Below are 26,092 nucleotides of genomic sequence, written 5' to 3' on the forward strand. Positions count from 1 at the left end.
TTTGGGGGGAACCAACGTGGAACGAATATCATGGAATCAATATTTTATGGCGCAAAGCCACTTGCTCGCGCTTCGCAGCACATGTCCGAGGCTCTCTGTAGGGGCTACGATCGTGAGAGATAAAAGAATGATCGCGGGAGGATACAACGGATCAATAGCAGGCGGCGTACATTGCGCGGATGAAGGATGTTTCCTAATAGATGATCATTGTGCAAGAACAATCCATGCAGAGATGAATGCCATACTGCAATGCTCTAAGTTTGGGGTGCCGACCGAAGGGGCCGAGATTTATGTCACTCATTACCCTTGCATCCAGTGCTGCAAATCCATCATACAAGCCGGGATTAAAACGGTTTATTTTGCAGAGGATTATAAAACACACCCTTATGCGAAGGAGTTATTCGAACAGGCCGGCGTAAAAGTTGAGCAGGTTGAGCTAGAAGAGATGATCATTGATCTGAAAAACCGCGAAAAGCTCTCATTTGTAGCGGGGCTTCTCCAGCAGCTGGCTGATTCAGGCCTTGAAGAGGACGAGCTGAAAAAAATACATGAACATGCCAACCAGCTGTTCACAAGCTACGTGTGATAATGAATGAAGAACACACGCCTTCTTTTGCCTCTGGCGGCAGCATCAGCAACGGCTGGCATAGCTGCTGCCTCCTTTTTCTCCGCACTTCTCATATTCGTTTTATCACTCTTCTTTGTTTATATCAAAACAAAACAGCTCTCACTCGTTTTTGTTAGTTTATCGGCTTTTACGATCTATTTTTTCTTAACCTCTGTTATCGATTCTCAGAATGTATCGTCCTATGACATCGGCACCTATAAGCTTCGGGCGGTGATTCAGGAAATTCCAAAGATTGACGGAGACCGTATGTCCATGGTAGTTCGAACGCCTGATGGGGAAAAGTGGGCTTCATCATATAAAATGGAGTCGCTTGCTGAAAAGGAAAAACTTTCACAGATAGAGCCAGGGACGGCTTGTACGTTTACCGGTTCTTTAGAAAAGCCGAAAAATGCAACGGTTCCCGGCACTTTCGATTATAAACAGTATCTGTACAGCCAGCATATTCACTGGAATTACTCGATAACGGCAATCCAAAATTGCAGCACGGACGAGGGAATACAGTATAGGCTTTTAAGCGTGAGAAAGTCTCTTATTTCATTTATGAATGACCATGTTTCGGAATCCTCAGCAGGCATCGTGCAGGCGCTCATCCTGGGTGACAGATTTTATCTTATGGACGATGTGCTGGAAGCGTATCAAAAGCTCGGGGTTGTCCATCTGCTTGCAATTTCAGGGCTTCATGTAGGTATTGTGACGGCTGGTATATTCTATGTGCTCATTCGTATCGGGATAACGAGAGAGAAGGCTGCCATTCTGCTGCTGTTGTTTTTGCCTGTTTATACGATTTTAACCGGAGCGGCTCCGTCTGTGATGCGCGCAGCTCTTATGTCAGGGCTTTATTTTATCGGCAGTTTGTGGGGAAAGCGTATGAATCCTTCAATAGTGATCTGTCTTTCTTATTTAATTCTCCTTCTGTTTAATCCGTATCATCTTTTTCAAATAGGGTTTCAGCTCTCTTTTGCCGTAAGTTTCTCTTTAATACTTTCTTCCTCTATTTTCAAGAAACTTCAAAGCGGGGGACTCGTGCAGCTCGCCATGGTGTCACTCATCGCTCAGCTTGGATCGCTTCCCATCCTTATCTATTATTTTCAGCAGTTTTCTCTTATCAGTATACCGATGAATATCATTATGGTGCCTTTTTATACGATGTTTGTCATGCCGTTTTCTATGATAGGTTTTCTTTTGTTAAGTTTGTCTGAGCCGGTCGGTGAGTACCTGTTTTATTGGTTTGATTACATCATGCGCTGGAGCGACAAGCTGATAAAGTATGCTGCAGATATTGAGCAATTTACAGTGATTGCAGCCCGTCCAAATGCGCTTGTCTTGTTTGGGCTGATTGGATCTATCGTTGTTTTGCTGACAGCCATGGAGAAATCCGTCCTTTACCAAAGACTTCTGTCTGTGCTGCTCTTTATCGCAACGCTTTTTCTGGTGGTTATTTTTCCTCGACTGGACCCCGAGGGAGAAGTGGATATGCTTGATATCGGTCAGGGAGACAGCATGTTTATCAGCGCTCCGTATCAGCGCGGCCATGTGATGATAGACACTGGAGGAATCCTTTCATACTTAACAGAGCCATGGAGGGAAAAACGGCATCCTTTTTCGCTTAGCGAAAAGGTGCTCATTCCTTTCTTAACAGCAAAAGGCATTAAACAGCTTGATGCCTTAATTTTGACTCATGCGGACCAAGACCATATAGGGGAAGCAAAGGTTCTGATCAAGCGGCATAAAGTCAAACAGCTCATTGTGCCGAAAGGATTTGTTTCTGAACCGAATGATGAAAAAGTGCTGCGGACCGCACAGCAAGAGGGAATTCGCATTACAGAGGTTAAACGAGGCGACACCTTTCAGATAAAGGATTTACAGTTTCGCGTACTGTCGCCTGAGACTCCCGACCCGAACAGCAAAAATAACTCTTCTCTCGTGCTATGGATGAAAACAGGTCATCTCAGCTGGGTGCTGACAGGCGATCTCGAAAAGGAAGGGGAACAGGAGATCATGAAAGCTTTTCCGGATCTAAAAGCGGATATTTTAAAGGCGGGGCATCATGGCAGTAAAGGATCTACCGGAGAAGAGTTTGTCCGCCAGCTGAAGCCAAAAGCGGCAATTATTTCTGCCGGTGAGAATAATCGGTATCACCATCCCCATCAGGAAGTCCTTGATATATTAAAAGCTCATTCTGTCCGCATTTTCCGCACTGATCAAAGCGGGACGATCCAATACAGATTTAAAAGCGGGTTTGGAACCTTTTCTGTCTATCCTCCATATGATACAACAGGTATGACGGAGACGAACTAAAAAAGACTGCCGATAATATCAGCAGCCCGGGCAATCGCTGTTAGGAACCGACAAGGTGAATAACTGTTGCCATAACAAACAAGAAGGCGAAAAATCCAAAGGACACAACAAAACCAACACCTGAGTCTACAGCATCATTTCGTTTGCTTTGAACGTTTTTTTCAAAATCATTCAATTTTACCCCTCCTGACTAACTTAAGTATAAGGGAATCATTTTGAAAAATCTAGAAGTGAAGGTAACGTTTTCTGTTCTTGTGATTATCGCCTTTTTACAAGTTGACCCGGGAGCTTGCGATCAGGCGTTTACTATAAATGAGGAAGCTGTTCTTTGGCTTCCTCTTTACTATTTGCTGATCACAATTTAGGATAGAAGGGGATGAAGAAAGAGAGGAAGTCGTACAACAATGGTATTTGATGTGTGGAAAAGCCTGCAAAAAGGAGATGTCCATCCTGTTTATTGTTTATACGGAAAAGAGACATACTTGCTCCAAGAGACCATCGGCCGGATCAGACAGGCTGTGATTGATCAGGAGACAAAGGATTTTAACCTGTCTGTTTTTGATCTTGAAGAGGATCCCCTGGACCTTGCTGTAGCGGACGCTGAAACATTTCCGTTTATGGGAGAGCGCCGTCTTGTGATCGTGAAAAATCCGTACTTTCTGACAGGAGAAAAAAAGAAAGAAAAAGTTGAGCACAATGTCAGTGCGCTGGAGGCATACATACAAGAACCGGCCCCTTACACAGTTTTTGTGCTGCTGGCGCCTTATGAGAAGCTCGATGAACGGAAAAAGCTGACGAAAGCGCTGAAAAAGAAGGCGTTTATGGTGGAAGCAAAAGAGTTGAATGCGAAGGAAACGACGGATTTTACAATGAATCTGGCGAAAACAGAACATAAAATAATCCGTGAGGAAGCGGCGGAGCATTTGGTGCTGCTCGTTAACGGGCATTTGTCATCCATTTATCAAGAAATTCAAAAGCTTTGCACTTATATCGGCGGGCGTGAAGAAATTATGCTTGATGATGTCAAGGCGCTTGTGGCGAGGAGCTTAGAGCAGAATATTTTTGAGCTGATCAATAAAATCGTTAATCGAAAACGGACGGAAAGCCTGCAGATTTTCTATGATTTGCTTAAGCAAAATGAAGAGCCCATTAAGATTATGGCTCTTATCTCAAACCAATTCCGGCTGATTTTACAGACAAAGTATTTTGCCGAACAAGGCTACGGTCAAAAACAGATTGCTGCTAATTTAAAAGTCCATCCTTTCCGGGTGAAACTTGCAATGGACCAAGCAAGGCTTTTTTCAGAAGCGGAGTTGAGGCATATCATTGAAAGTCTCGCCGTAATGGACTATGAAATGAAAACAGGAAAAAAGGACAAGCAGCTGCTGCTTGAATTATTTCTTTTGCAGCTTTTAAAGGTAAACGAAAAAAACGATCCTCAATATTGAGGATCGTTGCTTTTTTATGCAGAAAGTCCGTTCACTTTTTTAGCTAAGCTTGATTTGTATCGAGCTGCGGCGTTTTTGTGTACAAGACCTGTTTTCACTGCTTTATCAATACGTTTAGCTGCTTCAGAAAGAGCAGTTTTCGCTTTGTCAGCTTCGTTGTTAGCAACTGAAGCTTCCACTTGTTTGATTGCAGTACGCATAGCAGATTTGATTGTCGCGTTATGAGCGCGGCGTTCGTTATTAGTTTTTGTACGTTTAATCGCTGATTTAATGTTTGGCATGTGTTTCACCTCCTAAGATACAACCTGTAGCACAGTGTCTTAAGGTTAAATCTTCTTCACAATAGAACAAATTGTATTCTATCAAACACACCTGTAGATTGCAATATAAATGTAAAGTATTTTTCGTTGAAGGCCCTCCAGCCGAATGTTTTGTTTTACAAATGGCAACAATACTTGTAATGAAAATTGGAGGAGGTCCTGACAGTGAAAAAGAGTGAGCTGGATGTGAATCAGTTTTTGATACGTACGGATTTGGCAGTGGAAACAAAGGAAGCCATGGCCGGCCAGGCTGCTCCGAAAAAAGAGATTCAAGGTTTCATCGAAAAGGAACGCGATAAAGGCGGCATCAAAATCAGAACCGTTGATATTACAGAGGAAGGCGCAAAGCTTTCTGGGAAAAAACAGGGACGGTATTTAACCATTGAAGCCCAAGGAATCAGAGAGCACGATTCGGAAATGCAGGAGAAGGTGGTAGAGGTATTTGCGGAAGAATTCTCCTCATTCCTGAAAAATTTAAAGATCCCGAAGGATGCGAGCTGTTTAATCGTCGGCCTTGGAAACTGGAACGTTACCCCTGATGCTCTCGGTCCGAATGTCGTTGAAAATCTGTTAGTAACAAGGCATCTGTTTAAGCTTCAGCCGGAAAACGTGCAGGAAGGGTACAGGCCTGTCAGCGCGCTTGCACCCGGTGTAATGGGTTTAACGGGCATTGAAACAAGCGATATTATTCAAGGTGTTATCGAGCAGTCCAAGCCTGATTTTGTCATTGCCATTGATGCGCTTGCGGCTCGGGCGGTCGAAAGAGTCAATACGACGATTCAAATATCAGACACAGGCATCCATCCGGGTTCCGGAGTCGGCAATAAACGCAAGGAATTGAGTGATGACACACTCGGGATTCCGGTTATCGCGATCGGCGTTCCGACAGTGGTAGACGCGGTAACGATTGCGAGTGATACGGTAGATTACATATTGAAGCATTTTGGCAGAGAAATGAAAGATGACAGTCCGTCAAGATCTCTTGTGCCGGCAGGGATGAGTTTTGGGAAAAAGAAAGTCCTCACTGAAGAGGACCTGCCCGATCCGGAACAGCGAAAATCTTTCCTCGGCATTGTCGGATCACTTGAAGAACAGGAGAAACGCCAGCTGATTCATGAAGTTCTTTCGCCTCTCGGCCATAACTTAATGGTGACGCCAAAAGAAGTGGATACCTTTATTGATGATATGGCGAATGTTTTGGCTAACGGTTTAAACACCGCGCTCCATGAAAAAATTTCTCAAGATAACAAGGGGTCCTACAATCACTAAATTGTTCTACTTCCTCTAGCTTGTTCATAGAGTAATTACTAGACAAGCGTTGGAGGGATTCGAACAATGAGAAAAAAACGCAGAAACCGTCAAATTGTTGTAGCGGTGAACGGTGCGAATGCGGTTAAAGGCATTTTTTTGTTTATCGCAAGTCTATTAGTGATATTTATCTTATCTGGTGTGCTGACGTCACTCCGTCCGGAACTCAGGCCCTCATCCAATTCCCTCTACGGATTTGCGGATGAATTGCCGGGAGACGTATTTGCACACTTGCTTCGGATGGAGAACCATTACTTCGCATCTGATCTATCTGATACAGAGAGCAGCTCATTCCATCTTTCACGGCTTTCTTTAAAATTGGCCACAAGCATCAATCTCGAAGATCCGCGGAGTTTTCTTGGCCGCGAGCTGCCGGGTTTTTCTCAATTCGATACTGAAATCCTCGTTGCAGGACAAGGGACAGACTATACAAACATGCCGTCAGAATCTCCTCCGCCATCCGAAGTCATGCAGGAAGAGAAGGAAGCTAATCTTGCAGAGATTGAAAACCAGCAAACGAAAAAAGAAAATACAGAACAAGAACCTCCGAAACAGACAACGGGTGATCGAAAGGTTGTTTATATTTACCACACTCACAATACGGAATCCTATCTCCCTCTGCTGAAAGGAGAAACAAATCCCGACATGGCACGTCATTCTAAAGCCAATGTGACGCTTGTCGGAGGGATGTTCGGCAAAGCGCTGGAAGCACAAGGGGTCGGCGCAACTGTGGATAAAACCGATATTCAGGCCAAGCTGAATAAAAAGGGCTTAAATTACGCGAGATCCTATGATGAATCAAGACCGGTCGTCAAAGAAGCGCTGGCGAAAAATAAGAATCTGCAGTATATCATTGATATCCATAGAGACTCCAAACGAAAGAAAAACACTACGACAACGATCAAAGGGAAGAGCTATGCCCGATTGGCGTTTGTCGTCGGCAAAAAAACCGCAAATTTTGAAGAAAACTACAAGCTTGCAAGTGAACTTCATAAACTGATGGAGAAAAAATATCCCGGTCTTAGCACGGGTGTTTTCTCAAAAGGCTCACCTGGCGATAATGGCGTATACAACCAAGACCTGAACGACAGAGCCCTGCTGCTCGAATTTGGCGGCGTTGATAATAATTTAGAAGAGCTGCAGCATACGGCGGATGCAACAGCCGATGTCTTCAGCGAACTATACTGGGATGCGGAGAAAGTAAATGCTGATTCTGGCGGCAAGAAAAAACAATAAGAAATCAGGTGGTTCAAATTGATTGGATATGCCGGCAAGTGTCTGCTGATTGTCATCGTTATGTTTTTAGGCGTTTTGTTTGGCATGCAGCAGGCCAATAACGGAATGCTTGATATGAAAGGTTATCATGACCCGTCTTTAAAAGGCGCATTTACGCTTACAGATGGAGAAAACAATGAAAAAGAAGCATCCATTCTCGGCCAAACAGTGACAACGAAAGATTTGGAAGAGAAGCAAAAAGAACTGGAGCAGGTGGAATCGTTTAATGTTTTCTCAAAGACGGGAAAAGCACTTTCAGATACAGTGACAAACACAGCGCAAGCCGTTTATAACTGGATGCTTGAGTTAAGAGAGTAGAGTGAGAAAAAGAGAAAAGCGGCCCGGATAGGCAGGGAGCTTTTCTCTTTCTCGTTTTACATTGAATCTTTACAATCCTATTGATATAATCTAAGCTAGTGTATTTTGCGTTTAATAGTAGGAGTGATAGATTGTGACAGATAAAGAAAAGCGTTTAGAGAGGCAGTCGAGAATTCGGAATTTCTCCATTATCGCCCATATTGACCACGGTAAATCCACCTTAGCGGATCGGATTTTAGAAAAAACGTCGGCAATCACTCAACGAGAAATGAAAGAACAATTGCTTGATTCCATGGATCTTGAACGTGAACGGGGCATTACCATTAAATTAAACTCCGTTCAGCTGAAATACAAAGCAAAAGACGGTGAAGAATATATTTTTCACCTGATTGATACGCCGGGGCACGTCGATTTCACATATGAAGTGTCGCGAAGCCTTGCAGCCTGTGAGGGAGCGATACTTGTCGTTGACGCGGCTCAGGGAATCGAAGCCCAGACGCTGGCTAACGTATACTTGGCGCTTGATAACGACCTTGAAATCCTTCCGGTCATCAATAAAATCGACCTTCCGAGCGCAGAGCCGGAACGCGTGCGGCAAGAAGTGGAAGATGTTATCGGCCTTGACGCCTCAGAAGCTGTTCTCGCTTCTGCGAAAGCCGGAATCGGGATAGAGGAGATTTTAGAGCAGATCGTTGAAAAAGTGCCTGCTCCGACAGGCGATCCGGAAGCGCCGCTTAAAGCTCTTATTTTCGACTCTCTTTATGACGCTTACCGCGGTGTCGTGGCTTATATCAGAGTCGTTGAAGGAACGGTAAAGCCAGGGCAAAAAATTAGAATGATGGCAACGGGAAAAGAATTTGAAGTAACAGAAGTCGGCGTGTTCACCCCGAAAGCGACTCCGACCGATGAACTGACAGTCGGTGACGTAGGCTTTTTGACTGCGGCTATTAAAAACGTCGGAGACACCCGCGTCGGTGACACGATAACAAGCGCGGCCAATCAAGCTGCTGAAGCATTGCCTGGATATCGCAAGCTGAACCCGATGGTGTATTGCGGTTTGTATCCGATCGATACGGCCAAATATAACGATTTAAGGGAAGCTCTTGAAAAGCTTGAGCTGAATGACTCATCGCTTCAATATGAAGCAGAGACATCCCAAGCGCTCGGTTTCGGTTTCCGCTGCGGGTTTTTAGGTATGCTTCACATGGAAATCATTCAGGAGCGGATTGAGCGTGAGTTTAAAATCGACCTGATCACAACAGCACCGAGTGTTATATATGATGTGTATATGACAGACGGTGAAAAAGTGGTGGTTGATAATCCGTCAAATATGCCTGATCCTCAAAAGATTGAACGGATAGAAGAGCCGTATGTAAAAGCGACAATGATGGTGCCGAACGATTATGTCGGTGCAGTGATGGAGCTTTGCCAAGGAAAACGCGGCAATTTTATCGACATGCAATATTTAGACGCCAATCGCGTCAGCATTGTCTATGACATGCCATTAGCGGAAATCGTCTATGAGTTTTTTGACCAGCTTAAATCAAGCACAAAAGGCTACGCGTCCTTTGACTATGAACTGATCGGCTACAAACCGTCTCAACTTGTCAAAATGGACATTATGCTGAACGGAGAAAAAATCGACGCCCTTTCATTTATCGTGCATCGCGATTACGCGTACGAACGCGGAAAAGTAATTGTAGAAAAACTGAAAGAGCTCATTCCGCGCCAGCACTTTGAAGTACCGATTCAAGCGGCGATCGGCCAGAAAATCGTGGCACGCTCCACTATTAAAGCCATGCGTAAGAACGTATTGGCTAAATGTTACGGCGGAGACATCTCGCGAAAACGGAAACTTCTTGAAAAGCAAAAAGAAGGAAAACGCCGAATGAAGCAGGTCGGCTCTGTCGAAGTGCCGCAAGAAGCATTTATGGCGGTCCTCAAAATGGACGACAGTCCGAAAAAATAATAGAAGCCGCCGCAGTCCAGCACTGCGGCTTCTTTCTTTAAAAGAAGGTGGAACCATTGAAATCAGCGTATATTCATATCCCGTTTTGTGAGCATATTTGCCACTACTGTGATTTCAATAAATATTTTATTCAAAGTCAGCCTGTCGACGAGTATTTAAACTCGCTCGAGAAGGAAATGATAAATACAGTTGCGAAAACAGGACAGCCGAAGCTGGATACCATTTTTATAGGCGGCGGCACGCCGACCTCCCTGTCTGAAGCGCAGCTCGAAAAATTGATGGACATCGTTCATCGCGTGCTTAAGCCCTCAAGCCCTCTTCCGGAATTCGCGGTTGAAGCAAACCCGGATGATCTCTCAGTTGAGAAATTAAAGGTGTTGAAAGACGCGGGAGTCAACCGGCTGAGCTTTGGCGTCCAAACCTTTGAAGACGACCTGCTGAAAAAAATCGGAAGGGTGCACAAAAAGAAGGATGTTTTCACATCGTTTGAACGGGCGAGAGCGCTCGGTTTTGAGAACATCAGTCTTGATTTGATGTTCGGCCTGCCGGGGCAAACATTGGAGCATCTTGATCAGTCCCTGCAAACCGCTTTATCTTTGGATGCAGAGCATTATTCCGTATACTCGCTTATTGTAGAACCCAAAACCGTTTTTTATAACCTGATGCAAAAAGGACGGCTGCATTTGCCGGCTCAAGATCAGGAAGCGGAAATGTATGAACTTGTGATGCGGCAAATGAGCGATACAAATATCCATCAATATGAGATTAGCAACTTTGCAAAACCGGGGCTGGAATCAAAGCATAATCTGACGTATTGGAGCAACGAAGATTACTTCGGATTCGGAGCGGGTGCACATGGTTATATCAACGGGGTGCGGACAGTAAACGCCGGCCCGGTCAAACACTATATTGACCTTATCAACGAGAAAGGATTTCCTTACAGAGACACACATGAGGTGACGAAAGAGGAACAAATCGAAGAAGAGCTTTTTCTCGGCCTCAGAAAAACAGCCGGTGTCAGCAAAAAAAGATTCTTTGAGAAATACGGGTGTTCACTGGACGAACTGTTCGCCCATGTCCTGCGCGGCCTTTCAGATAAGGGTCTGATTCATAACACAGAAAGTTCCGTATCCCTGACCCATAATGGGAAATTGCTGGGGAATGAAGTTTTTGGCGCATTTTTGGGTGAGTTATAATTGACATTTTTCTTATGGTTTGTTACTTTTGATATACAATTAGCACTCGTTCATTGAGAGTGCTAACAGAGGTGATGATGATGTTAACCAATCGTCAGCTGCTGATCCTGCAGGTTATTATTAATGATTTTATCCAATCTGCACAGCCTGTAGGATCAAGAACTCTTTCGAAAAAAGATGAAATCACATTTAGCTCCGCAACAATCAGAAACGAGATGGCTGACTTGGAGGAACTGGGTTTTATCGAAAAAACTCATTCTTCCTCAGGGCGTGTTCCGTCAGAAAAAGGGTATCGGTACTATGTTGATCATTTACTGTCACCTGTCAAACTGACAAAGACAGACCTAAGCTTAATCCACTCGATTTTTAAAGAGAAAATTTTCGAGCTGGAGAAAACCGTTCAAAAATCGGCGCAAATTCTATCCGAGCTTACGAACTATACATCCATCGTACTCGGGCCAAAGCTGAGCGAGAATTATCTTAAACAGATTCAAATCGTTCCGATCCAGCCTGACAAGGCGGTAGCGATCCTTGTCACAAACACCGGGCATGTGGAAAACAAAACGATTAATTTCCCTGCCAAAATGGATCTGTCTGATATTGAAAAGCTGGTCAATATATTGAACGACCGATTAACCGGCGTTCCGATGGATGAGCTGAACGAGCGTATTTTTAAAGAAGTTGTCATGTATCTCAGACAGCATATCACCAATTATGACAATATACTTGATGCGTTGCGTTCTACATTTCATTCCACAAGCCACGTCGAAAAGTTGTTTTTCGGCGGCAAGATTAACATGCTGAACCAGCCGGAGTTTCATGATATTGCCAGAGTCAGATCGCTGCTTTCTTTAATTGAAAAAGAGCAGGACGTCTTGAGGCTGTTTCAATCAGCTGAAACGGGTATTTCCATTAAAATCGGGAAAGAAAACGATTATGAAGAGATGGAAAATTGCAGCCTGATTACTGCGACCTATACTGTAGATACAAAGCAAATAGGCTCTATCGCGATCATCGGTCCGACCCGCATGGACTATTCCCGGGTTGTCAGCCTGCTGCAGCATGTGACTTCGGACTTGTCAAAAGCATTAACAACTTTGTATGATTAATAAGGGAATTTTGGAAAATTTTATCGAAGGGTGTATATAACCCTTCTCCTTTACACTTTGAGGGAGGTGAACACAATGTCAGAAGAAAAACAAACCGCAGAACAAAATGAAGCAGAAGAACAAGAAGTGATGGAAGAACAAGCCGCAGCAGAAGAGCAGCAAGAAGAAACAAACGAAGGCGAACTTCTTCAAAATCAAATTAACGAACTGCAAGGTTTGCTGGATGAAAAGGAAAATAAAATTTTGCGTGTTCAAGCAGACTTTGAAAATTATAAACGACGCAGCCGTTTAGAAATGGAAGCGTCCCAGAAGTACCGTTCTCAAAACATCGTGACTGATTTGCTGCCGGCTCTTGACAGCTTTGAAAGAGCGCTTCAGGTTGAAGCCGACAATGAACAGACGAAAAGTTTGCTCCAAGGAATGGAAATGGTCCACCGCCAGCTGGTAGACGCGCTGAAAAACGAAGGCGTGGAAGCAATCGAAGCTGTCGGACAAGAGTTTGACCCGAACCTTCACCAAGCCGTTATGCAGGTTGAAGATGAAAACTACGGCTCAAACATCGTTGTAGAAGAAATGCAAAAAGGCTACAAGCTGAAGGATCGCGTTATCCGTCCTTCCATGGTAAAAGTAAATCAATAATTACATAGCAGGAGGTAATTCAAGTGAGTAAAGTAATCGGAATCGACTTAGGTACAACAAACTCATGTGTTGCAGTGCTTGAAGGCGGCGAGCCAAAAGTAATTGCAAACGCTGAAGGAAACCGCACAACTCCATCAGTTGTCGCGTTTAAAAACGGCGAACGCCAAGTAGGGGAAGTGGCAAAACGCCAATCTATCACAAACCCAAACACAATCATGTCTATCAAACGCCATATCGGGACTGATTATAAAGTAGATGTAGAAGGAAAAGACTACACACCTCAAGAGGTGTCAGCTATCATCCTTCAGCACCTTAAATCATACGCTGAAAGCTACCTTGGCGAAACGGTGTCAAAAGCTGTTATCACAGTACCGGCTTACTTCAATGACGCAGAACGCCAAGCAACAAAAGATGCTGGTAAAATCGCAGGTCTTGAAGTAGAACGTATTATCAACGAGCCGACTGCTGCAGCACTTGCTTACGGCCTTGACAAAACAGATGAAGATCAGACAATCCTTGTATACGACCTTGGCGGCGGTACATTCGACGTGTCAATCCTTGAATTGGGCGACGGCGTTTTCGAAGTACGCTCAACTGCAGGTGACAACCGTCTTGGCGGAGACGATTTTGACCAAGTCATCATCGACCACCTTGTAGCTGAATTTAAAAAAGAAAACGGAATCGACCTTTCAAAAGACAAAATGGCGCTTCAGCGTTTAAAAGATGCTGCTGAAAAAGCGAAGAAAGATCTTTCAGGCGTTTCGTCTACTCAAATTTCTTTACCGTTTATCACAGCTGGAGAAGCAGGACCGCTTCACTTGGAGCTTACGCTTTCCCGCGCTAAATTCGAAGAGCTTTCTGCTCATTTAGTGGAACGCACAATGGGACCTGTACGTCAGTCGCTTCAAGATGCAGGCCTGTCTGCTAGCGAAATTGACAAAGTTATTCTTGTCGGCGGATCAACTCGTATCCCGGCTGTACAAGAAGCAATCAAGAAAGAAACAGGCAAAGAAGCTCATAAAGGCGTAAACCCTGATGAAGTGGTTGCTCTTGGCGCTGCCATTCAAGGCGGAGTTATCACTGGCGATGTAAAAGACGTTGTGCTTCTTGACGTTACACCGCTTTCTCTCGGTATTGAAACAATGGGCGGCGTGTTCACGAAACTGATCGACCGCAACACAACAATCCCGACAAGTAAGTCACAAGTGTTCTCAACTGCCGCTGACAACCAAACGGCTGTTGATATCCACGTTCTTCAAGGTGAGCGTCCAATGTCTGCGGACAACAAAACGCTAGGCCGCTTCCAGCTTTCTGACATTCCGCCGGCACCGCGCGGCGTACCGCAAATCGAAGTTTCTTTCGATATTGACAAAAACGGTATCGTAAATGTAAGAGCGAAAGATTTAGGAACAGGAAAAGAACAAAACATCACAATCAAATCTTCTTCAGGTCTATCTGATGATGAGATCGAACGCATGGTAAAAGAAGCGGAAGAAAATGCTGACGCTGATGCGAAGAAAAAAGAAGAAATCGAAGTCCGCAACGAAGCCGATCAGCTTGTTTTCCAAACAGAGAAAACATTAAAAGATCTTGAAGGTAAAGTGGACGAAGAGCAAGTGAAAAAAGCGAACGATGCTAAAGAAGCATTGCAAGCTGCGATTGAGAAAAACGAATTTGAAGACATCAAAGCGAAAAAAGATGAGCTTCAAGCAATCGTTCAAGAGCTTTCCATGAAGCTTTACGAAGAGGCTGCAAAACAAGCGCAGCAAGCTGAAGGCGCAGGGAATGCAGAAGGAAAAGCGGATGACAATGTTGTAGATGCTGAGTACGAAGAAGTAAACGACGATCAAAACAAAAAATAAGTTTTTTTCGGAAGCCCGTCCATCCGGCGGGCATCCAAAAGAACTGCTTTTCACAAACTGATTCAATGGTTAGAAAGTCAAAGTCAGGCATCTCTTGGCTTTGACTTTTTTTCTTGCCCGGGATAAAAGGAATTGAAAAAACACAATTCAAAGTGATACAATCTAATTTATGTGAGAAAATCGGGAGAGTGAACGAGATGAGTAAGCGTGATTACTATGAAGTGCTGGGAGTAAGTAAGAGCGCTTCAAAGGATGAAATCAAAAAGGCCTATCGAAAGCTTTCTAAAAAGTATCATCCTGATATTAATAAAGAAGCAGGATCAGATGAAAAGTTCAAAGAGGTTAAAGAAGCGTATGAAGCGCTGTCTGATGATCAGAAACGAGCGCAATACGATCAATTTGGGCATACTGACCCTAACCAAGGCTTTGGCGGCGGTGGTTTTGGCGGCGGCGGAGATTTCGGAGGCTTTGGCTTCGATGATATTTTCTCCAGTATTTTCGGCGGCGGAACGAGACGGAGAGACCCGAATGCACCGCGTCAGGGAGCGGATTTACAGTATACAATGACATTGTCATTTGAAGATGCGGTCTTTGGAAAAGAAACGATCATTGAGATTCCGCGCGAGGAAACTTGTGAAACTTGTAAAGGGTCAGGCGCAAAGCCGGGTACGCAGCCTGACACATGTTCACAGTGCGGCGGCTCCGGCCAATTAAATGTTGAGCAGAATACGCCGTTTGGAAAAGTTGTAAACAGGCGAGTCTGCCATCATTGTGAAGGCACGGGAAAAATCATTAAACATAAATGTGCAGACTGCGGCGGCGCCGGAAAAGTCAAAAAACGCAAGAAAATTAACATTACAATTCCGGCGGGTGTTGACGACGGCCAGCAGCTTCGGGTGCCGGGTCAAGGTGAACCGGGTGTAAACGGCGGACCGGCGGGAGATTTATTTGTCGTATTCCATGTGCGTGCGCATGAATTTTTCGAGCGTGACGGAGACGATATTTACTGCGAAATGCCATTAACTTTCGCGCAAGTCGCTCTTGGAGATGAAGTGGAAGTGCCGACGCTTCACGGGAAAGTGAAGTTGAAAATCCCGGCAGGAACACAAACGGGAACGAAATTCAGATTAAGAGGCAAAGGCGTACAAAATGTCAGAGGCTACGGTCAAGGCGACCAGCATATTGTCGTGCGTGTCGTGACACCGACTAATTTGACAGATAAACAAAAAGATATTATCCGCGAGTTTGCAGAAGTCAGCGGAAATCTGCCTGATGAGCAAGAAATGAGTTTTTTTGATAAAGTAAAGCGCGCATTTAAAGGCGAGTAAGATTGAATAGAGGAGTTGGTAGTTTTGAAATGGTCCGAAATCAGCATTCACACAACACATGAAGCGGTCGAACCTGTCTCAAATATATTGCATGAAGCTGGTGCAAGTGGAGTTGTGATAGAGGACCCGCTTGATTTAATCAAGGAACGTGAGAATGTGTACGGGGAAATCTACCAGCTCGACCCCAATGATTATCCCGATGAGGGTGTCATTGTTAAAGCATATTTGCCGATTAACAGCTTTCTTGGTGAAACTGTAGATGGAATCAAAGAAACGATTAACAACCTACTGATTTATAATATTGATCTGGGCAGAAACACAATTACCATTTCCGAAGTGAATGAAGAGGAATGGGCGACAGCCTGGAAAAAGTATTATCATCCTGTAAAAATATCTGAAAAGTTCACAATCGTACCGACGTGGGAGGAATATACACCGGTCCATACAGATGAGCTGATTATTGAAATGGACCCTGGAATGGCTTTTGGCACGGGGACACATCCGACGACCGTGCTGTGCATTCAGGCGCTCGAACGATTTGTGAAAAAAGGCGACCGTGTTATTGATGTCGGCACGGGGTCGGGTATTTTAAGTATTGGCGCTGCGATGCTCGGCGCTGAATCAGTGCATGCCTATGATCTCGATCCGGTGGCAGTTGAAAGCGCAAGGCTGAATCTTAAGTTGAATAAAGTCAGCGGGACGGCTGAAGTGAAGCAAAATAATTTGTTGGACGGAATTACAGGGGAGCATGATGTCATCGTCGCCAATATTTTGGCGGAGGTAATTCTCCGCTTTACTTCTGAAGCTTACGGCCTTCTGAAAAACGGCGGACATTTCATCACATCGGGTATTATCGGCCAAAAAAAGCAGGAAGTAAAAGATGCTTTAGAAAAAGCGGGCTTTACGATCGTAGAAATTCTGTCAATGGAAGATTGGGTCAGCATTATTGCGAAAAAATAAGAGTTAGTAGGTGTCACAGCGTATGCAACGATATTTTATCGAGCTCACAAAACAGCAAATGGAAGCAGGCTCGGCGTTCACAATAACCGGTGAAGACGTCCATCATATCACCAATGTGATGAGAATGAGTGCCGGTGACGAGATCATTTGCTGCTCTTTGGACGGCCATGAAGCGAAATGTGAACTGCAATCTGTTTCAAAGGAAAAGGTTGCCTGTCTTGTGTCGGAGTGGACGGGAGCAAACAGGGAGCTTCCAATAAAGGTCCATATCGCCAGCGGCCTCCCGAAAGGGGATAAGCTTGAGTGGATTATACAAAAAGGAACAGAGCTGGGTTCAAGTATGTTTCTTCCTTTTCAAGCTGCCCGCTCCGTTGTGAAACTTGATGACAAAAAGGCAAAAAAGAAGCGGGAAAGATGGACGAAAATCGCAAAGGAAGCGGCAGAGCAATCCTATCGCAATGAAATTCCGGATGTCGCTCCCGTTCATACCTTTCAGCAGCTGCTAAGTAAGGTGCAGGACTTCGATAAATGTGTCGTTGCATACGAGGAGTCATCAAAGCAAGGAGAAACAAGCGCCCTCAATTCAGTCTTAAGCAGCCTGCCGGATCAATCATCGCTATTGATCATATTCGGACCTGAAGGCGGTTTAACTGAATCAGAGGTGGAACAGCTCAAAGAAAAAGGCGCGGTTCCGTGCGGACTCGGCCCGAGGATATTAAGAACAGAGACTGCCCCGCTTTACGCTTTAGGCGCGGTGTCCTATCATACAGAGTTATTAAGAGGTGAACAATAATGGCAACTGTTGCGTTCCATACGCTTGGCTGTAAAGTCAACCATTATGAAACAGAAGCAATCTGGCAGCTCTTTAAAGAAGCCGGATACGAAAGAAAAGAGTTTGAACAAGCTGCTGACGTATATGTCATTAATACATGTACGGTAACAAATACAGGCGACAAAAAAAGCCGTCAGGTGATCAGACGCGCCATTCGTCATAATCCGGACGGCGTGATCTGTGTTACAGGATGCTATGCGCAGACCTCACCGGCAGAAATTATGGCCATTCCGGGAGTCGATATCGTGGTTGGAACGCAGGACCGTGAAAAAATGCTCGGCTATATTGAGCAGTACCGGCAAGAACGCCAGCCGATCAATGGAGTCGGCAACATCATGAAAGCAAGAGTCTTCGAAGAGCTGGATGTACCAGCTTTCACGGACCGGACAAGAGCTTCATTGAAAATTCAGGAGGGGTGCAATAATTTTTGCACATTCTGTATCATTCCTTGGGCACGCGGCCTTCTGCGCTCTCGTGATCCAGAGGAAGTCATCAAGCAGGCTCAGCAGCTTGTAGACGCGGGATACAAAGAGATTGTCCTTACCGGTATTCATACTGGCGGATACGGAGAGGATATGAAAGATTATAATTTCGCTAAGCTCTTAAGAGAACTGGATGCCCGCGTTGACGGGTTAAAACGAATCAGAATTTCTTCCATTGAAGCAAGCCAAATTACAGATGAAGTCATTGAAGTGCTGGACCGCTCTGATAAGATTGTCCGTCATTTGCACATTCCGATTCAATCAGGGTCCAATACTGTATTAAAACGGATGAGACGGAAATATACGATGGAATTTTTCGCTGACCGTTTAAATAAATTGAAAAAAGCACTTCCTGGCCTGGCTGTCACTTCCGATGTCATCGTCGGTTTCCCGGGTGAAACAGAAGAAGAGTTCATGGAAACGTATAATTTCATTAAAGAAAACAGATTCTCAGAATTACACGTTTTCCCATACAGCAAACGGACCGGAACTCCTGCTGCGAGAATGGAAGACCAAGTGGATGAAAACGTGAAAAACGAACGTGTTCATCAGCTTATCGCGCTTTCAGACCAGCTTGCAAAGGAATATGCTTCTGATTACGAAGGCGAAGTTCTTGAAATTATTCCTGAGGAAGCATTCAAAGAAACAAACGAAAGCAATTTGTTTGTAGGCTACACAGATAACTATATGAAGGTTGTCTTTAAGGGGACGGAAGACTTGATCGGAAAGCTGGTCAAAGTCAAAATTGAAAAAGCGGGATATCCTTACAACGAAGGGCAGTTTGTCCGCGTCATCGAGGAAGAAACGGCTGATCACATTCGTTTGTCATCTTAATATAGAAAACCGGCGCATTCAGTGTGCCGGTTTTTTAATTTTGCATAAGGGTTCAATTCTTTGCGGGAATCAGCATGTTGATAAAGTGATAAAATACATTCGCCAGCGGTAAAAATAAAAGAGCCGTCACAACATTAAACAAGAGGCTGAAGTGGGCAATCTGCTGGGCCGGTTCGGGAGAAAGCTGTGCAACATAACCGGTGATTCCGGAAAGAATGGGAAAAACAATCATAACGCCAAGAACATTAAACAAAACGTGAGCATAGGCTGTTTGTTTCGCGGCATACCCGCCAGACACTGCGGCCATAACAGCCGTAATGCACGTCCCGATATTTGAGCCCAGCACAACGCTCATGGCCTGTTCGAGCCCGATCACCCCTTCATTCATAAAGCTCATTAAAATCCCGACACAGACAGAACTGGAATGAATAATCGCCGTTAATATCATGCCGATCAAGAGGGCAGACCAGCTCGAATCGTGAAGATGCTGAAGCACGCCCGCTCCCGCTTTAAGCTGAGTGAGCGGAACGGCAAGCCGGCTGAATCCGCTGATGCAAAAAAAGATGATCCCAAGTCCGAGAAAGCTGGTCCCGATTTGCTTCAAAGGGTATTTCCTAGTGATGGTGAACAGTAAACCGCAAATCAAAAGGACCCAAATAAAAACATCCATTTTCACAGCGAGAAATTCAGTTGTAAATGTGGAGCCGATGTTTGTTCCGAGAATCATCGGGATCGTCCGTTTAAATGGCAGCACACCGGCACTCACAAAACCGATTACAATGACCATGAAGGCTGAGCTGCTTTGAAGAAACCCCGTAAAAACAATGCTGATAAGAAATGCTTTTAAAGGGTGGTCAGTAAACATCAGCAGACGCTCTTCAATTTTCGAATACGTCAGAGAAATCAGCCCTTTGCGAAGCATGTTCATCCCGGCGAGAAAGAATAATATGAGTGCAGTAAAGCTAATCAGCACCAACATGAGAATGCACCAACTCCTTTACACTATTATATAGACAGGCTGGGCTGCTCATGACGGAAAAGTGAATTCACTTAGTTGACCTGGCCGAAGGCTTATATTATAATGTCAAAGTACATGTTTATATGTGTATCTTTTTAAAGGTAGTCGATTGGTGTATTCGGAGGGAGGGAAAGAGAATGTCAAAAACGGTCGTTAGAAAAAACGAATCGCTTGAAGATGCTCTTCGTCGCTTCAAACGCAGTGTATCAAAGACAGGTACTTTGCAAGAAGCAAGAAAGCGCGAATTTTATGAAAAACCTAGCGTAAAGCGCAAGAAAAAGTCTGAAGCTGCTAGAAAACGCAAATTCTAAAAGAGGGTGGATTTATGAGTCTTCTTGAGCGACTTAACCAGGATATGAAGCTGTATATGAAAAGCCGTGAGAAAGACAAACTGGCTGTCGTTCGAATGGTGAAGGCTTCACTTCAAAACGAAGCAATTAAGCTTAAGAAAGACAGTTTGACCGAGGATGAGGAACTTACTGTCCTATCTCGTGAACTTAAGCAACGTAAAGACTCCCTCCATGAATTTTCAAACGCTAATCGTTTAGATTTAGTAGATAAAGTTCAAAAAGAGCTGGACATTTTAGAAGTTTATTTACCTGAGCAGCTTACTGAAGACGAGTTGCGTACAATCGTAAATGAAACCATTGCTGAGGTCGGTGCGAGCTCTAAAGCGGACATGGGCAAGGTAATGGGTGCTATTATGCCTAAAGTAAAAGGTAAAGCTGACGGAAGCTTAATTAACAAGCTTGTTAGCAGTCAACTGTCTTAATTGACGAAGAAAAAGACATCTTTCCAAGAAAGATGTCTTTTTATGTACATAAAAAAATGAAACCTTTGATACATTGTTTACGTATGTAAACAAGATACTTATCTAAAATAGAAAGGAGGGTGCCGTCGCCTTTGTTCCAAAAAAAGATTGGAATCATGGTTGCTCTTATCAGTCTATTTGTTTTATTCTTAATAGGGGTTCAGCCGACCATAAAATCGAGTAAGCAAAATGTTTGGGTGATCCCTGTTGAGAAAACGGTGGAAAAAGGCCTTGCAACATTTTTAGCACGTGCTTTTCAAGAGGCAGAAGACGATCACGCCAAGCATATTATCCTCAACATCAATACGCCGGGCGGAGCCGTTGAGTCCGCGCTTGAAATAGCTGACACCATCAATCATGCCGATATTCCTGTTACCGCTTACGTAAATAAGCGAGCATTGTCAGCGGGCGCTTATATTGCTTTACAAGCGGATGATTTGTATATGGCACCCGGAGGAAAAATGGGGGCAGCCGCAATCATAGATAGGAATGGCAATGCGGCTGATAAAAAAGCCGAGTCGCTTTGGCTTGCCGAACTGGAAGATGCAGCCGTCAAGAACGGGCGTGATCCGAAGTACGCACGCGCGATGGCTGACGCGGACGTAGATGCGAAAGAGGTGGGTGCGCCAAAGGGGGACCTTCTGACATTAAACCCTGAAAAGGCGTCTTTTGCAGGGTATTCAGAAGGGACTGCTGCCAGCCTTGACGCGCTGCTCAAATCTCTTCATCTGAAAGATGCGGATGTGCATTATGCTGAAGCAAGCGCAGCTGAAAAGGCAGCCGGATGGCTTACCAACCCGTTTGTTGTTCCTGTTTTGCTAACAATCGCTTGCCTTGGGCTGGTCGTGGAGCTATTCACCCCCGGCTTTGGAATCCCTGGTGCCGCAGGGCTGACGGCCTTGCTGCTGTTTTTTTACGGACATTTAGTGGCGGGGCTTGCCGGTTATGAAACAATATTGTTGTTTTTAGCAGGATTGATTTTAATCATCATGGAGATATTCCTGCCTGGAGGCATTATCGGATTATTGGGAGCGGCGGCGGTGGTAATAAGCTTATTCATGGCTGCCGGGAGTTTTACGGTGATGGCCGTTTCTCTTTTAATCGCCATCACGGTATCAATCATAGCTTTCATTCTACTGACAAGGGTGTTGGGGAAACGTATGAAATTCTTTAAAAAGTTTATATTGAATGACTCGACGAGTACTGAGAGAGGTTATATATCAAATGAAAACCGTACTGACCTCATCGGAAAAACTGGGGTAACCTTCACTGCTCTCAGACCGTCAGGAACAGTCATCATAGAGGATGAGCGGCTTGATGTCGTATCAGAAGGCTCATTCACCGCAAAGGATAAAAAAGTAAAAGTGGTTAAAGTGGAAGGCTCACGCATTGTTGTGAGAGAAATATAAAAAAGGAAACCGAGGAGGAATGACATGGAAATGTCAAGTTTAATGGTCTTAGCTCTCATCGCAGTCGGGATCATCGTATTAGCCGTATTTTTCACATTTGTGCCGGTTATGCTCTGGATCTCAGCATTGGCGGCGGGAGTAAAAATCAGTATCTTTACCTTAGTGGGGATGAGGCTTCGCCGGGTTATACCAAGCCGCGTAGTTAATCCATTAATCAAAGCGCATAAAGCGGGAATTGATGCGTCAACAAATCAGCTGGAAAGCCATTACCTCGCAGGAGGAAATGTTGACCGGGTAATCAATGCTTTAATCGCTGCCCAGCGTGCCAACATTGAGTTGACATTTGCCCGCTGTGCGGCAATTGACCTTGCCGGGCGTGACGTGCTTGAAGCTGTACAAATGAGTGTAAACCCTAAGGTGATTGAAACACCATTTATTGCGGGTGTGGCCATGAACGGAATTGAAGTGAAAGCAAAAGCAAGAATTACGGTACGTGCCAATATTGACCGTTTAGTAGGGGGCGCGGGAGAAGAAACGATCATCGCCCGGGTCGGAGAAGGAATTGTCTCAACAATCGGTTCTTCCCAGCATCATACAAAAGTGCTTGAAAATCCGGATATGATTTCACAGACAGTTTTAGGAAAAGGATTGGATTCAGGTACAGCGTTTGAAATCCTTTCGATTGATATTGCGGACGTTGATATCGGTAAAAATATCGGTGCTATTTTGCAGACAGACCAAGCAGAGGCTGATAAAAATATCGCTCAGGCGAAAGCGGAAGAGCGTCGTGCCATGGCCGTTGCCCAAGAGCAGGAAATGCGTGCCCGCGTTGAAGAAATGCGTGCAAAAGTGGTTGAGGCAGAAGCTGAAGTGCCGCTTGCGATGGCTGAAGCCTTACGTGAAGGCAATATCGGCGTAATGGATTATATGAACATAAAAAATATTGACGCAGATACAGGCATGCGCGATTCTTTCGGGAAATTAACGAAAGATCCGGCAGATGACGACCACACCTCATAATCTCTCTAAAAAGGAGGGAGCACAATTATGAAAGATATACTGACTAATCCGCTGGTAATCGCGGCAGTGATTGGAATTATTTCAGCAATTTTCGGTAAAATAAATAAAGACCAGAAAGAAGAATCACCTGTAAAGAGACCGCAACAGCCGCAGCCGGTTAAAGCGCAGACTGTTGAGGAAGAGAAGCAGCCAGTCCAGGCTCAAATTCCGGATCAATCGGCGGAGAACAAATTTCAAACGATGAGGACTCAGGCTGAGCAAAGGCGCCGGGAAACCGAACAGACGCTTAAGGGACTTGAACAGGAACTCCAAGTCAAAAAAAGAAATATCTCATATACGAAGCAAAAAGTGCTTCAAATGAACAAAGATACTGTCGTGCAAGGAATCGTTCTAGGGGAAGTTTTCGGACCGCCGCGCGCGAAAAATCCGCATCATACAATGCGGGCAACCCATAAAAAATAAAGTATTAGAACCTCTTTTCAAATCATACATATGAGATGAAAGGGGGTTCTTTTTTTATGGGGCAAAGAAAGAATCGTGTAAAGGCTTGGCTGACAAGAGCATTGGAAATTCCCCCGGATGTCATGATGGATTTGCCGCGCATTACGATGGTTGGCAGGCTCCATATCTACATAGAAAACCATAGAGGCCTTCTGCTTTTCAGCGAGGATGAAGTCAGGCTGATGCTGAAACAGGGGCAGTGTATCATTTCAGGAAAAAACATGGTGATTAAAGCAATTCTTCCGGAAGAAATTCTGCTGGAAGGCACAATTGATGTCGTTCGATATGTTGATTCATAAAGCCGAGGGGGGAAACAAGTGAAAAACAAATGGCTGTCTTTTTTTTCAGGTAAGGTTCAGCTTGAAGTGAAGGGAACAGGCGTTGAACGCCTTTTAAATGAGTGTACTAGAAGAGGAATACCGATATTTCACGTGAAAAAAAAGGAGGATACCGTATGGTTATCTATCCAGCTCCAGGATGTACATGCCTTTCGCAGAGTCATCCGGCATTTTGACTGTAAAGCCCGGTTCACAAAACGGAAAGGCCTTCCCTTCCTGCTGCTGAAGTCAAAGCTGAACTTAGGCTTTACAGTAGGTTTTATTCTTTTTTTCATTATATTATTTCTTCTTTCTAACATGGTCTGGAGAATAGATATTACAGGAGCCAAACCTGAAACAGAGCATCAAATGATGAAGCACCTTGAAGAAATCGGCGTTGAAAAGGGGCGATTGCAATTTTTAATTTTATCTCCGGAAAAAATCCAAAAGTCATTAACAAACGGGATTGAGAACATTACATGGGTCGGCGTCGAACTGAAAGGGACGACATTTCACATGAAAGTCGTTGAAAAAAATGAGCCGAATAAAGACAAATATGTCAGTCCACAGCACATTGTAGCCAAAAAGAAAGCAATCATTACGCGAATGTTTGTTCAAAAAGGGCAGCCGCTCGTGATGATTCACGACCATGTGGAAAAAGGGCAAATGCTTGTTTCGGGTTTGATCGGAAATGAAGACAATGAGCAAAAAGTGGCCTCAAAAGCTGAAATTTACGGGGAAACCTGGTACAAATCTAAAGTAACGGTGCCGCTTGAAACATCTTTTACCGTATATACGGGTAAAGTAAGGACAAAGCACAAGCTCTCCTTTGGATCGTGGGCTGTGCCTTTCTGGGGATTTTCTTTTCAAAAAGAAGAAATCAAACACCCAAAAACAGAACAAGAAACACACTCACTGCAATTTCTGGGGTTCAAGCTGCCTGTGTCTTATGTTAAAGAGCAGACGAGAGAAAGCGAAGAAGCCTTGCGGAAATACACGAGAAAAGAAGCGGTTCAAGAAGGCATTGAAATGGGTAAACAGGATGTAGAAGATAAATTAGGAGGAGACGGGCAGGTGAAAAGTGAAAAAGTTTTGCACCAATCCGTCGAGAATGGTAAAGTAAAGTTGATTATTCTCTACCAAGTTATAGAAGATATCGTTCAAACCACACCTATTGTTCAGGGAGACTAAAGAATGGCAGAACATTTACTTGCGATTAATCAAAAACTGAAAAGCACGGACGAAGCGCTTTCTTTGTTCGGAAATCAAGATGCTTATTTAAAGCTGATGGAGAAAGATCTGAATGTAAATATCGTCACGCGCGGTGAAACAGTTTATGTGTCAGGCGATGATGAAACTTTTCAGATTGCCGACAGGCTGCTGGGATCGCTCCTCGCATTAATCCGCAAGGGGATAGAGATCTCGGAACGTGATGTGATTTACGCCATCAAAATGGCAAAAAAAGATGAACTTGACTACTTTGAAAGCATTTATGAAGAAGAGATTACGAAAAACGCAAAAGGAAAACCGATTCGCGTAAAAACCATCGGCCAGCGGGAATATGTCGCCGCCATGAAACACAATGACCTTGTTTTCGGAATCGGGCCTGCAGGAACCGGCAAAACATACTTGGCGGTTGTGAAAGCGGTCCATGCGCTGAAAAACGGACATATTAAAAAGATTATTTTGACAAGGCCTGCCGTGGAAGCCGGCGAAAGCTTAGGATTTTTACCTGGTGATTTGAAGGAAAAGGTGGATCCTTATTTGCGCCCGCTGTATGATGCTCTCCACGATGTGCTGGGGACTGATCATACGGAGCGCCTTCTTGAAAGAGGGGTTATCGAAATCGCCCCGCTTGCTTATATGAGAGGGCGAACCCTTGACGATGCCTATGTTATACTTGATGAAGCACAGAATACCACGCCTGCTCAAATGAAAATGTTTTTGACGAGACTGGGTTTTGGCTCTAAAATGGTCATTACAGGCGACGTAAGCCAAATTGACCTGCCGAAAGGCGTCAAATCGGGACTTGCGGTCGCAAGGGACATGCTGAATCGTATAAGCGGCATATCCGTGATTGAATTGGATCAGACAGACGTGGTCAGACATCCGCTTGTTGCTAAAATTATTGAAGCATATGATAAGCAAAATTAATGCCAAATGACCCGATCTGCCGTTATCGGGTCATTTTTATGATTGCTTCATTTGCT

Annotated in this window: 26 protein-coding genes and 1 pseudogene; 24 read left to right on the forward strand and 3 right to left on the reverse strand. The window is 44.5% G+C overall.

Translation table 11 applies throughout. The annotated features are described in order from the left end of the window. The first annotated feature begins 16 nt into the window (after positions 1-16). Both GXP75_RS12475 and GXP75_RS12480 read left to right on the forward strand, forming a co-directional pair. Positions 17-586 carry a ComE operon protein 2 gene (locus GXP75_RS12475; protein WP_003325392.1) on the forward strand — a complete coding sequence of 190 codons (570 nt, stop codon included), beginning with the start codon at positions 17-19 and terminating at the stop codon, positions 584-586. Positions 587-592: 6 nt separating this feature from the next. Further along, positions 593-2,926 carry a DNA internalization-related competence protein ComEC/Rec2 gene (locus GXP75_RS12480; RefSeq protein ID WP_242556932.1) on the forward strand — a complete coding sequence of 778 codons (2,334 nt, stop codon included), beginning with the start codon at positions 593-595 and terminating at the stop codon, positions 2,924-2,926. A gap of 40 nt (positions 2,927-2,966) precedes the next feature. On the opposite strand, the gene GXP75_RS12485 is transcribed toward GXP75_RS12480, so the two are convergent. Further along, positions 2,967-3,101 (reverse strand): YqzM family protein, encoded by a 135-nt coding sequence (locus tag GXP75_RS12485; RefSeq protein ID WP_064505211.1) that lies wholly within the window; start codon positions 3,099-3,101, stop codon positions 2,967-2,969. A 40-nt stretch (positions 3,102-3,141) separates the two neighbouring features. On the opposite strand from GXP75_RS12485, the gene GXP75_RS12490 reads away from it, so the two are divergent. Beyond that, the gene (locus GXP75_RS12490) at positions 3,142-3,291 is read left to right on the forward strand and encodes a hypothetical protein (RefSeq protein WP_181279838.1); all 150 of its coding nucleotides are present in this window, start codon (positions 3,142-3,144) and stop codon (positions 3,289-3,291) included. A gap of 39 nt (positions 3,292-3,330) precedes the next feature. After that, on the forward strand, positions 3,331-4,374 hold the full coding sequence (holA, locus tag GXP75_RS12495; protein WP_242556933.1) for a DNA polymerase III subunit delta: 1,044 nt from the start codon (positions 3,331-3,333) through the stop codon (positions 4,372-4,374). A gap of 14 nt (positions 4,375-4,388) precedes the next feature. Here holA and rpsT read toward each other — a convergent pair whose 3' ends face one another. Next, positions 4,389-4,655 carry a 30S ribosomal protein S20 gene (gene rpsT / locus GXP75_RS12500; protein WP_003325396.1) on the reverse strand — a complete coding sequence of 89 codons (267 nt, stop codon included), beginning with the start codon at positions 4,653-4,655 and terminating at the stop codon, positions 4,389-4,391. Between the two features lie 204 nt (positions 4,656-4,859). On the opposite strand from rpsT, the gene gpr reads away from it, so the two are divergent. The 12 genes from gpr (at position 4,860) to mtaB (ending at position 18,806) form a co-directional block, all read left to right on the forward strand. Continuing rightward, positions 4,860-5,963: a GPR endopeptidase gene (gene gpr / locus GXP75_RS12505; RefSeq protein WP_242556934.1), complete on the forward strand. Its 1,104-nt coding sequence runs from the start codon at positions 4,860-4,862 to the stop codon at positions 5,961-5,963. Positions 5,964-6,029: 66 nt separating this feature from the next. After that, a complete protein-coding gene (gene spoIIP / locus GXP75_RS12510; RefSeq protein WP_061572772.1) occupies positions 6,030-7,238 on the forward strand; it encodes a stage II sporulation protein P in 1,209 nt (402 codons plus the stop codon). Positions 7,239-7,256: 18 nt separating this feature from the next. Next, on the forward strand, positions 7,257-7,595 hold the full coding sequence (locus tag GXP75_RS12515; RefSeq protein WP_004429433.1) for a YqxA family protein: 339 nt from the start codon (positions 7,257-7,259) through the stop codon (positions 7,593-7,595). Positions 7,596-7,728: 133 nt separating this feature from the next. Beyond that, positions 7,729-9,564 carry a translation elongation factor 4 gene (gene lepA, locus GXP75_RS12520; protein ID WP_004429435.1) on the forward strand — a complete coding sequence of 612 codons (1,836 nt, stop codon included), beginning with the start codon at positions 7,729-7,731 and terminating at the stop codon, positions 9,562-9,564. 56 nt (positions 9,565-9,620) lie between these two features. Then, on the forward strand, positions 9,621-10,760 hold the full coding sequence (gene hemW / locus GXP75_RS12525; RefSeq protein WP_061572774.1) for a radical SAM family heme chaperone HemW: 1,140 nt from the start codon (positions 9,621-9,623) through the stop codon (positions 10,758-10,760). An 80-nt stretch (positions 10,761-10,840) separates the two neighbouring features. Then, the gene (gene hrcA, locus GXP75_RS12530) at positions 10,841-11,869 is read left to right on the forward strand and encodes a heat-inducible transcriptional repressor HrcA (protein WP_242556935.1); all 1,029 of its coding nucleotides are present in this window, start codon (positions 10,841-10,843) and stop codon (positions 11,867-11,869) included. Positions 11,870-11,944: 75 nt separating this feature from the next. Beyond that, positions 11,945-12,508 (forward strand): nucleotide exchange factor GrpE, encoded by a 564-nt coding sequence (gene grpE / locus GXP75_RS12535; RefSeq protein ID WP_242556936.1) that lies wholly within the window; start codon positions 11,945-11,947, stop codon positions 12,506-12,508. A 23-nt stretch (positions 12,509-12,531) separates the two neighbouring features. Continuing rightward, positions 12,532-14,370 carry a molecular chaperone DnaK gene (gene dnaK / locus GXP75_RS12540; RefSeq protein WP_061572775.1) on the forward strand — a complete coding sequence of 613 codons (1,839 nt, stop codon included), beginning with the start codon at positions 12,532-12,534 and terminating at the stop codon, positions 14,368-14,370. Between the two features lie 197 nt (positions 14,371-14,567). Then, complete coding sequence (dnaJ, locus tag GXP75_RS12545) at positions 14,568-15,698, forward strand: molecular chaperone DnaJ (RefSeq protein WP_061572776.1); 1,131 nt, start codon at positions 14,568-14,570, stop codon at positions 15,696-15,698. 24 nt (positions 15,699-15,722) lie between these two features. Further along, positions 15,723-16,658, forward strand: coding sequence for a 50S ribosomal protein L11 methyltransferase (gene prmA / locus GXP75_RS12550; protein ID WP_242556937.1), 936 nt, complete (start codon positions 15,723-15,725; stop codon positions 16,656-16,658). A gap of 22 nt (positions 16,659-16,680) precedes the next feature. Next, complete coding sequence (locus GXP75_RS12555; RefSeq protein WP_242556938.1) at positions 16,681-17,451, forward strand: 16S rRNA (uracil(1498)-N(3))-methyltransferase; 771 nt, start codon at positions 16,681-16,683, stop codon at positions 17,449-17,451. Continuing rightward, the gene (gene mtaB, locus GXP75_RS12560) at positions 17,451-18,806 is read left to right on the forward strand and encodes a tRNA (N(6)-L-threonylcarbamoyladenosine(37)-C(2))-methylthiotransferase MtaB (RefSeq protein ID WP_106033420.1); all 1,356 of its coding nucleotides are present in this window, start codon (positions 17,451-17,453) and stop codon (positions 18,804-18,806) included. The genes GXP75_RS12555 and mtaB overlap by 1 nt, the downstream gene beginning before the upstream one ends. Positions 18,807-18,858: 52 nt before the next feature. Here mtaB and GXP75_RS12565 read toward each other — a convergent pair whose 3' ends face one another. Further along, positions 18,859-19,785, reverse strand: coding sequence for a Na/Pi symporter (locus tag GXP75_RS12565; protein ID WP_061572779.1), 927 nt, complete (start codon positions 19,783-19,785; stop codon positions 18,859-18,861). 176 nt (positions 19,786-19,961) lie between these two features. On the opposite strand from GXP75_RS12565, the gene rpsU reads away from it, so the two are divergent. The 8 genes and pseudogenes from rpsU (at position 19,962) to GXP75_RS12605 (ending at position 26,036) form a co-directional block, all read left to right on the forward strand. Beyond that, complete coding sequence (gene rpsU, locus GXP75_RS12570) at positions 19,962-20,135, forward strand: 30S ribosomal protein S21 (RefSeq protein WP_003152957.1); 174 nt, start codon at positions 19,962-19,964, stop codon at positions 20,133-20,135. A gap of 14 nt (positions 20,136-20,149) precedes the next feature. Further along, positions 20,150-20,596, forward strand: a complete 447-nt coding sequence (locus GXP75_RS12575; RefSeq protein WP_004429460.1) for a GatB/YqeY domain-containing protein — start codon at positions 20,150-20,152, stop codon at positions 20,594-20,596. A 155-nt stretch (positions 20,597-20,751) separates the two neighbouring features. Continuing rightward, on the forward strand, positions 20,752-22,044 hold the full coding sequence (locus tag GXP75_RS12580; RefSeq protein ID WP_242557151.1) for an NfeD family protein: 1,293 nt from the start codon (positions 20,752-20,754) through the stop codon (positions 22,042-22,044). A gap of 24 nt (positions 22,045-22,068) precedes the next feature. Beyond that, entirely contained in the window at positions 22,069-23,064 is a 996-nt protein-coding gene (gene floA, locus GXP75_RS12585; RefSeq protein WP_004429464.1) for a flotillin-like protein FloA, read from the forward strand. A gap of 27 nt (positions 23,065-23,091) precedes the next feature. After that, entirely contained in the window at positions 23,092-23,526 is a 435-nt protein-coding gene (locus GXP75_RS12590; RefSeq protein ID WP_242556939.1) for a hypothetical protein, read from the forward strand. 56 nt (positions 23,527-23,582) lie between these two features. Then, positions 23,583-23,864, forward strand: a complete 282-nt coding sequence (yqfC, locus tag GXP75_RS12595) for a sporulation protein YqfC (RefSeq protein ID WP_004429468.1) — start codon at positions 23,583-23,585, stop codon at positions 23,862-23,864. Between the two features lie 18 nt (positions 23,865-23,882). Next, a pseudogene (gene yqfD, locus GXP75_RS12600) lies at positions 23,883-25,113 on the forward strand (sporulation protein YqfD). Further along, positions 25,077-26,036 carry a PhoH family protein gene (locus GXP75_RS12605; RefSeq protein ID WP_061572783.1) on the forward strand — a complete coding sequence of 320 codons (960 nt, stop codon included), beginning with the start codon at positions 25,077-25,079 and terminating at the stop codon, positions 26,034-26,036. The pseudogene yqfD and the gene GXP75_RS12605 overlap by 37 nt, the downstream one beginning before the upstream one ends. Positions 26,037-26,092 lie beyond the last annotated feature (56 nt).

This window comes from Bacillus sp. HU-1818 (assembly GCF_022695965.1).
GTDB lineage: Bacteria > Bacillota > Bacilli > Bacillales > Bacillaceae > Bacillus > Bacillus atrophaeus.

Bases quoted from the DNA above. Each gene is read 5' to 3' on its own strand.
- GXP75_RS12480 (WP_242556932.1), top strand. From the start codon at position 593: ATGAAGAACACACGCCTTCTTTTGCCTCTGGCGGCAGCATCAGCAACG.
- rpsU (WP_003152957.1), top strand. From the start codon at position 19,962: ATGTCAAAAACGGTCGTTAGAAAAAACGAATCGCTTGAAGATGCTCTT.
- grpE (WP_242556936.1), top strand. From the start codon at position 11,945: ATGTCAGAAGAAAAACAAACCGCAGAACAAAATGAAGCAGAAGAACAA.
- GXP75_RS12555 (WP_242556938.1), top strand. From the start codon at position 16,681: ATGCAACGATATTTTATCGAGCTCACAAAACAGCAAATGGAAGCAGGC.
- spoIIP (WP_061572772.1), top strand. From the start codon at position 6,030: ATGAGAAAAAAACGCAGAAACCGTCAAATTGTTGTAGCGGTGAACGGT.
- yqfC (WP_004429468.1), top strand. From the start codon at position 23,583: ATGGGGCAAAGAAAGAATCGTGTAAAGGCTTGGCTGACAAGAGCATTG.
- dnaJ (WP_061572776.1), top strand. From the start codon at position 14,568: ATGAGTAAGCGTGATTACTATGAAGTGCTGGGAGTAAGTAAGAGCGCT.
- GXP75_RS12590 (WP_242556939.1), top strand. From the start codon at position 23,092: ATGAAAGATATACTGACTAATCCGCTGGTAATCGCGGCAGTGATTGGA.
- rpsT (WP_003325396.1), bottom strand. From the start codon at position 4,655: ATGCCAAACATTAAATCAGCGATTAAACGTACAAAAACTAATAACGAA.
- holA (WP_242556933.1), top strand. From the start codon at position 3,331: ATGGTATTTGATGTGTGGAAAAGCCTGCAAAAAGGAGATGTCCATCCT.
- GXP75_RS12580 (WP_242557151.1), top strand. From the start codon at position 20,752: ATGGTTGCTCTTATCAGTCTATTTGTTTTATTCTTAATAGGGGTTCAG.
- floA (WP_004429464.1), top strand. From the start codon at position 22,069: ATGGAAATGTCAAGTTTAATGGTCTTAGCTCTCATCGCAGTCGGGATC.
- GXP75_RS12605 (WP_061572783.1), top strand. From the start codon at position 25,077: ATGGCAGAACATTTACTTGCGATTAATCAAAAACTGAAAAGCACGGAC.
- hrcA (WP_242556935.1), top strand. From the start codon at position 10,841: ATGTTAACCAATCGTCAGCTGCTGATCCTGCAGGTTATTATTAATGAT.
- GXP75_RS12565 (WP_061572779.1), bottom strand. From the start codon at position 19,785: ATGTTGGTGCTGATTAGCTTTACTGCACTCATATTATTCTTTCTCGCC.
- mtaB (WP_106033420.1), top strand. From the start codon at position 17,451: ATGGCAACTGTTGCGTTCCATACGCTTGGCTGTAAAGTCAACCATTAT.
- GXP75_RS12575 (WP_004429460.1), top strand. From the start codon at position 20,150: ATGAGTCTTCTTGAGCGACTTAACCAGGATATGAAGCTGTATATGAAA.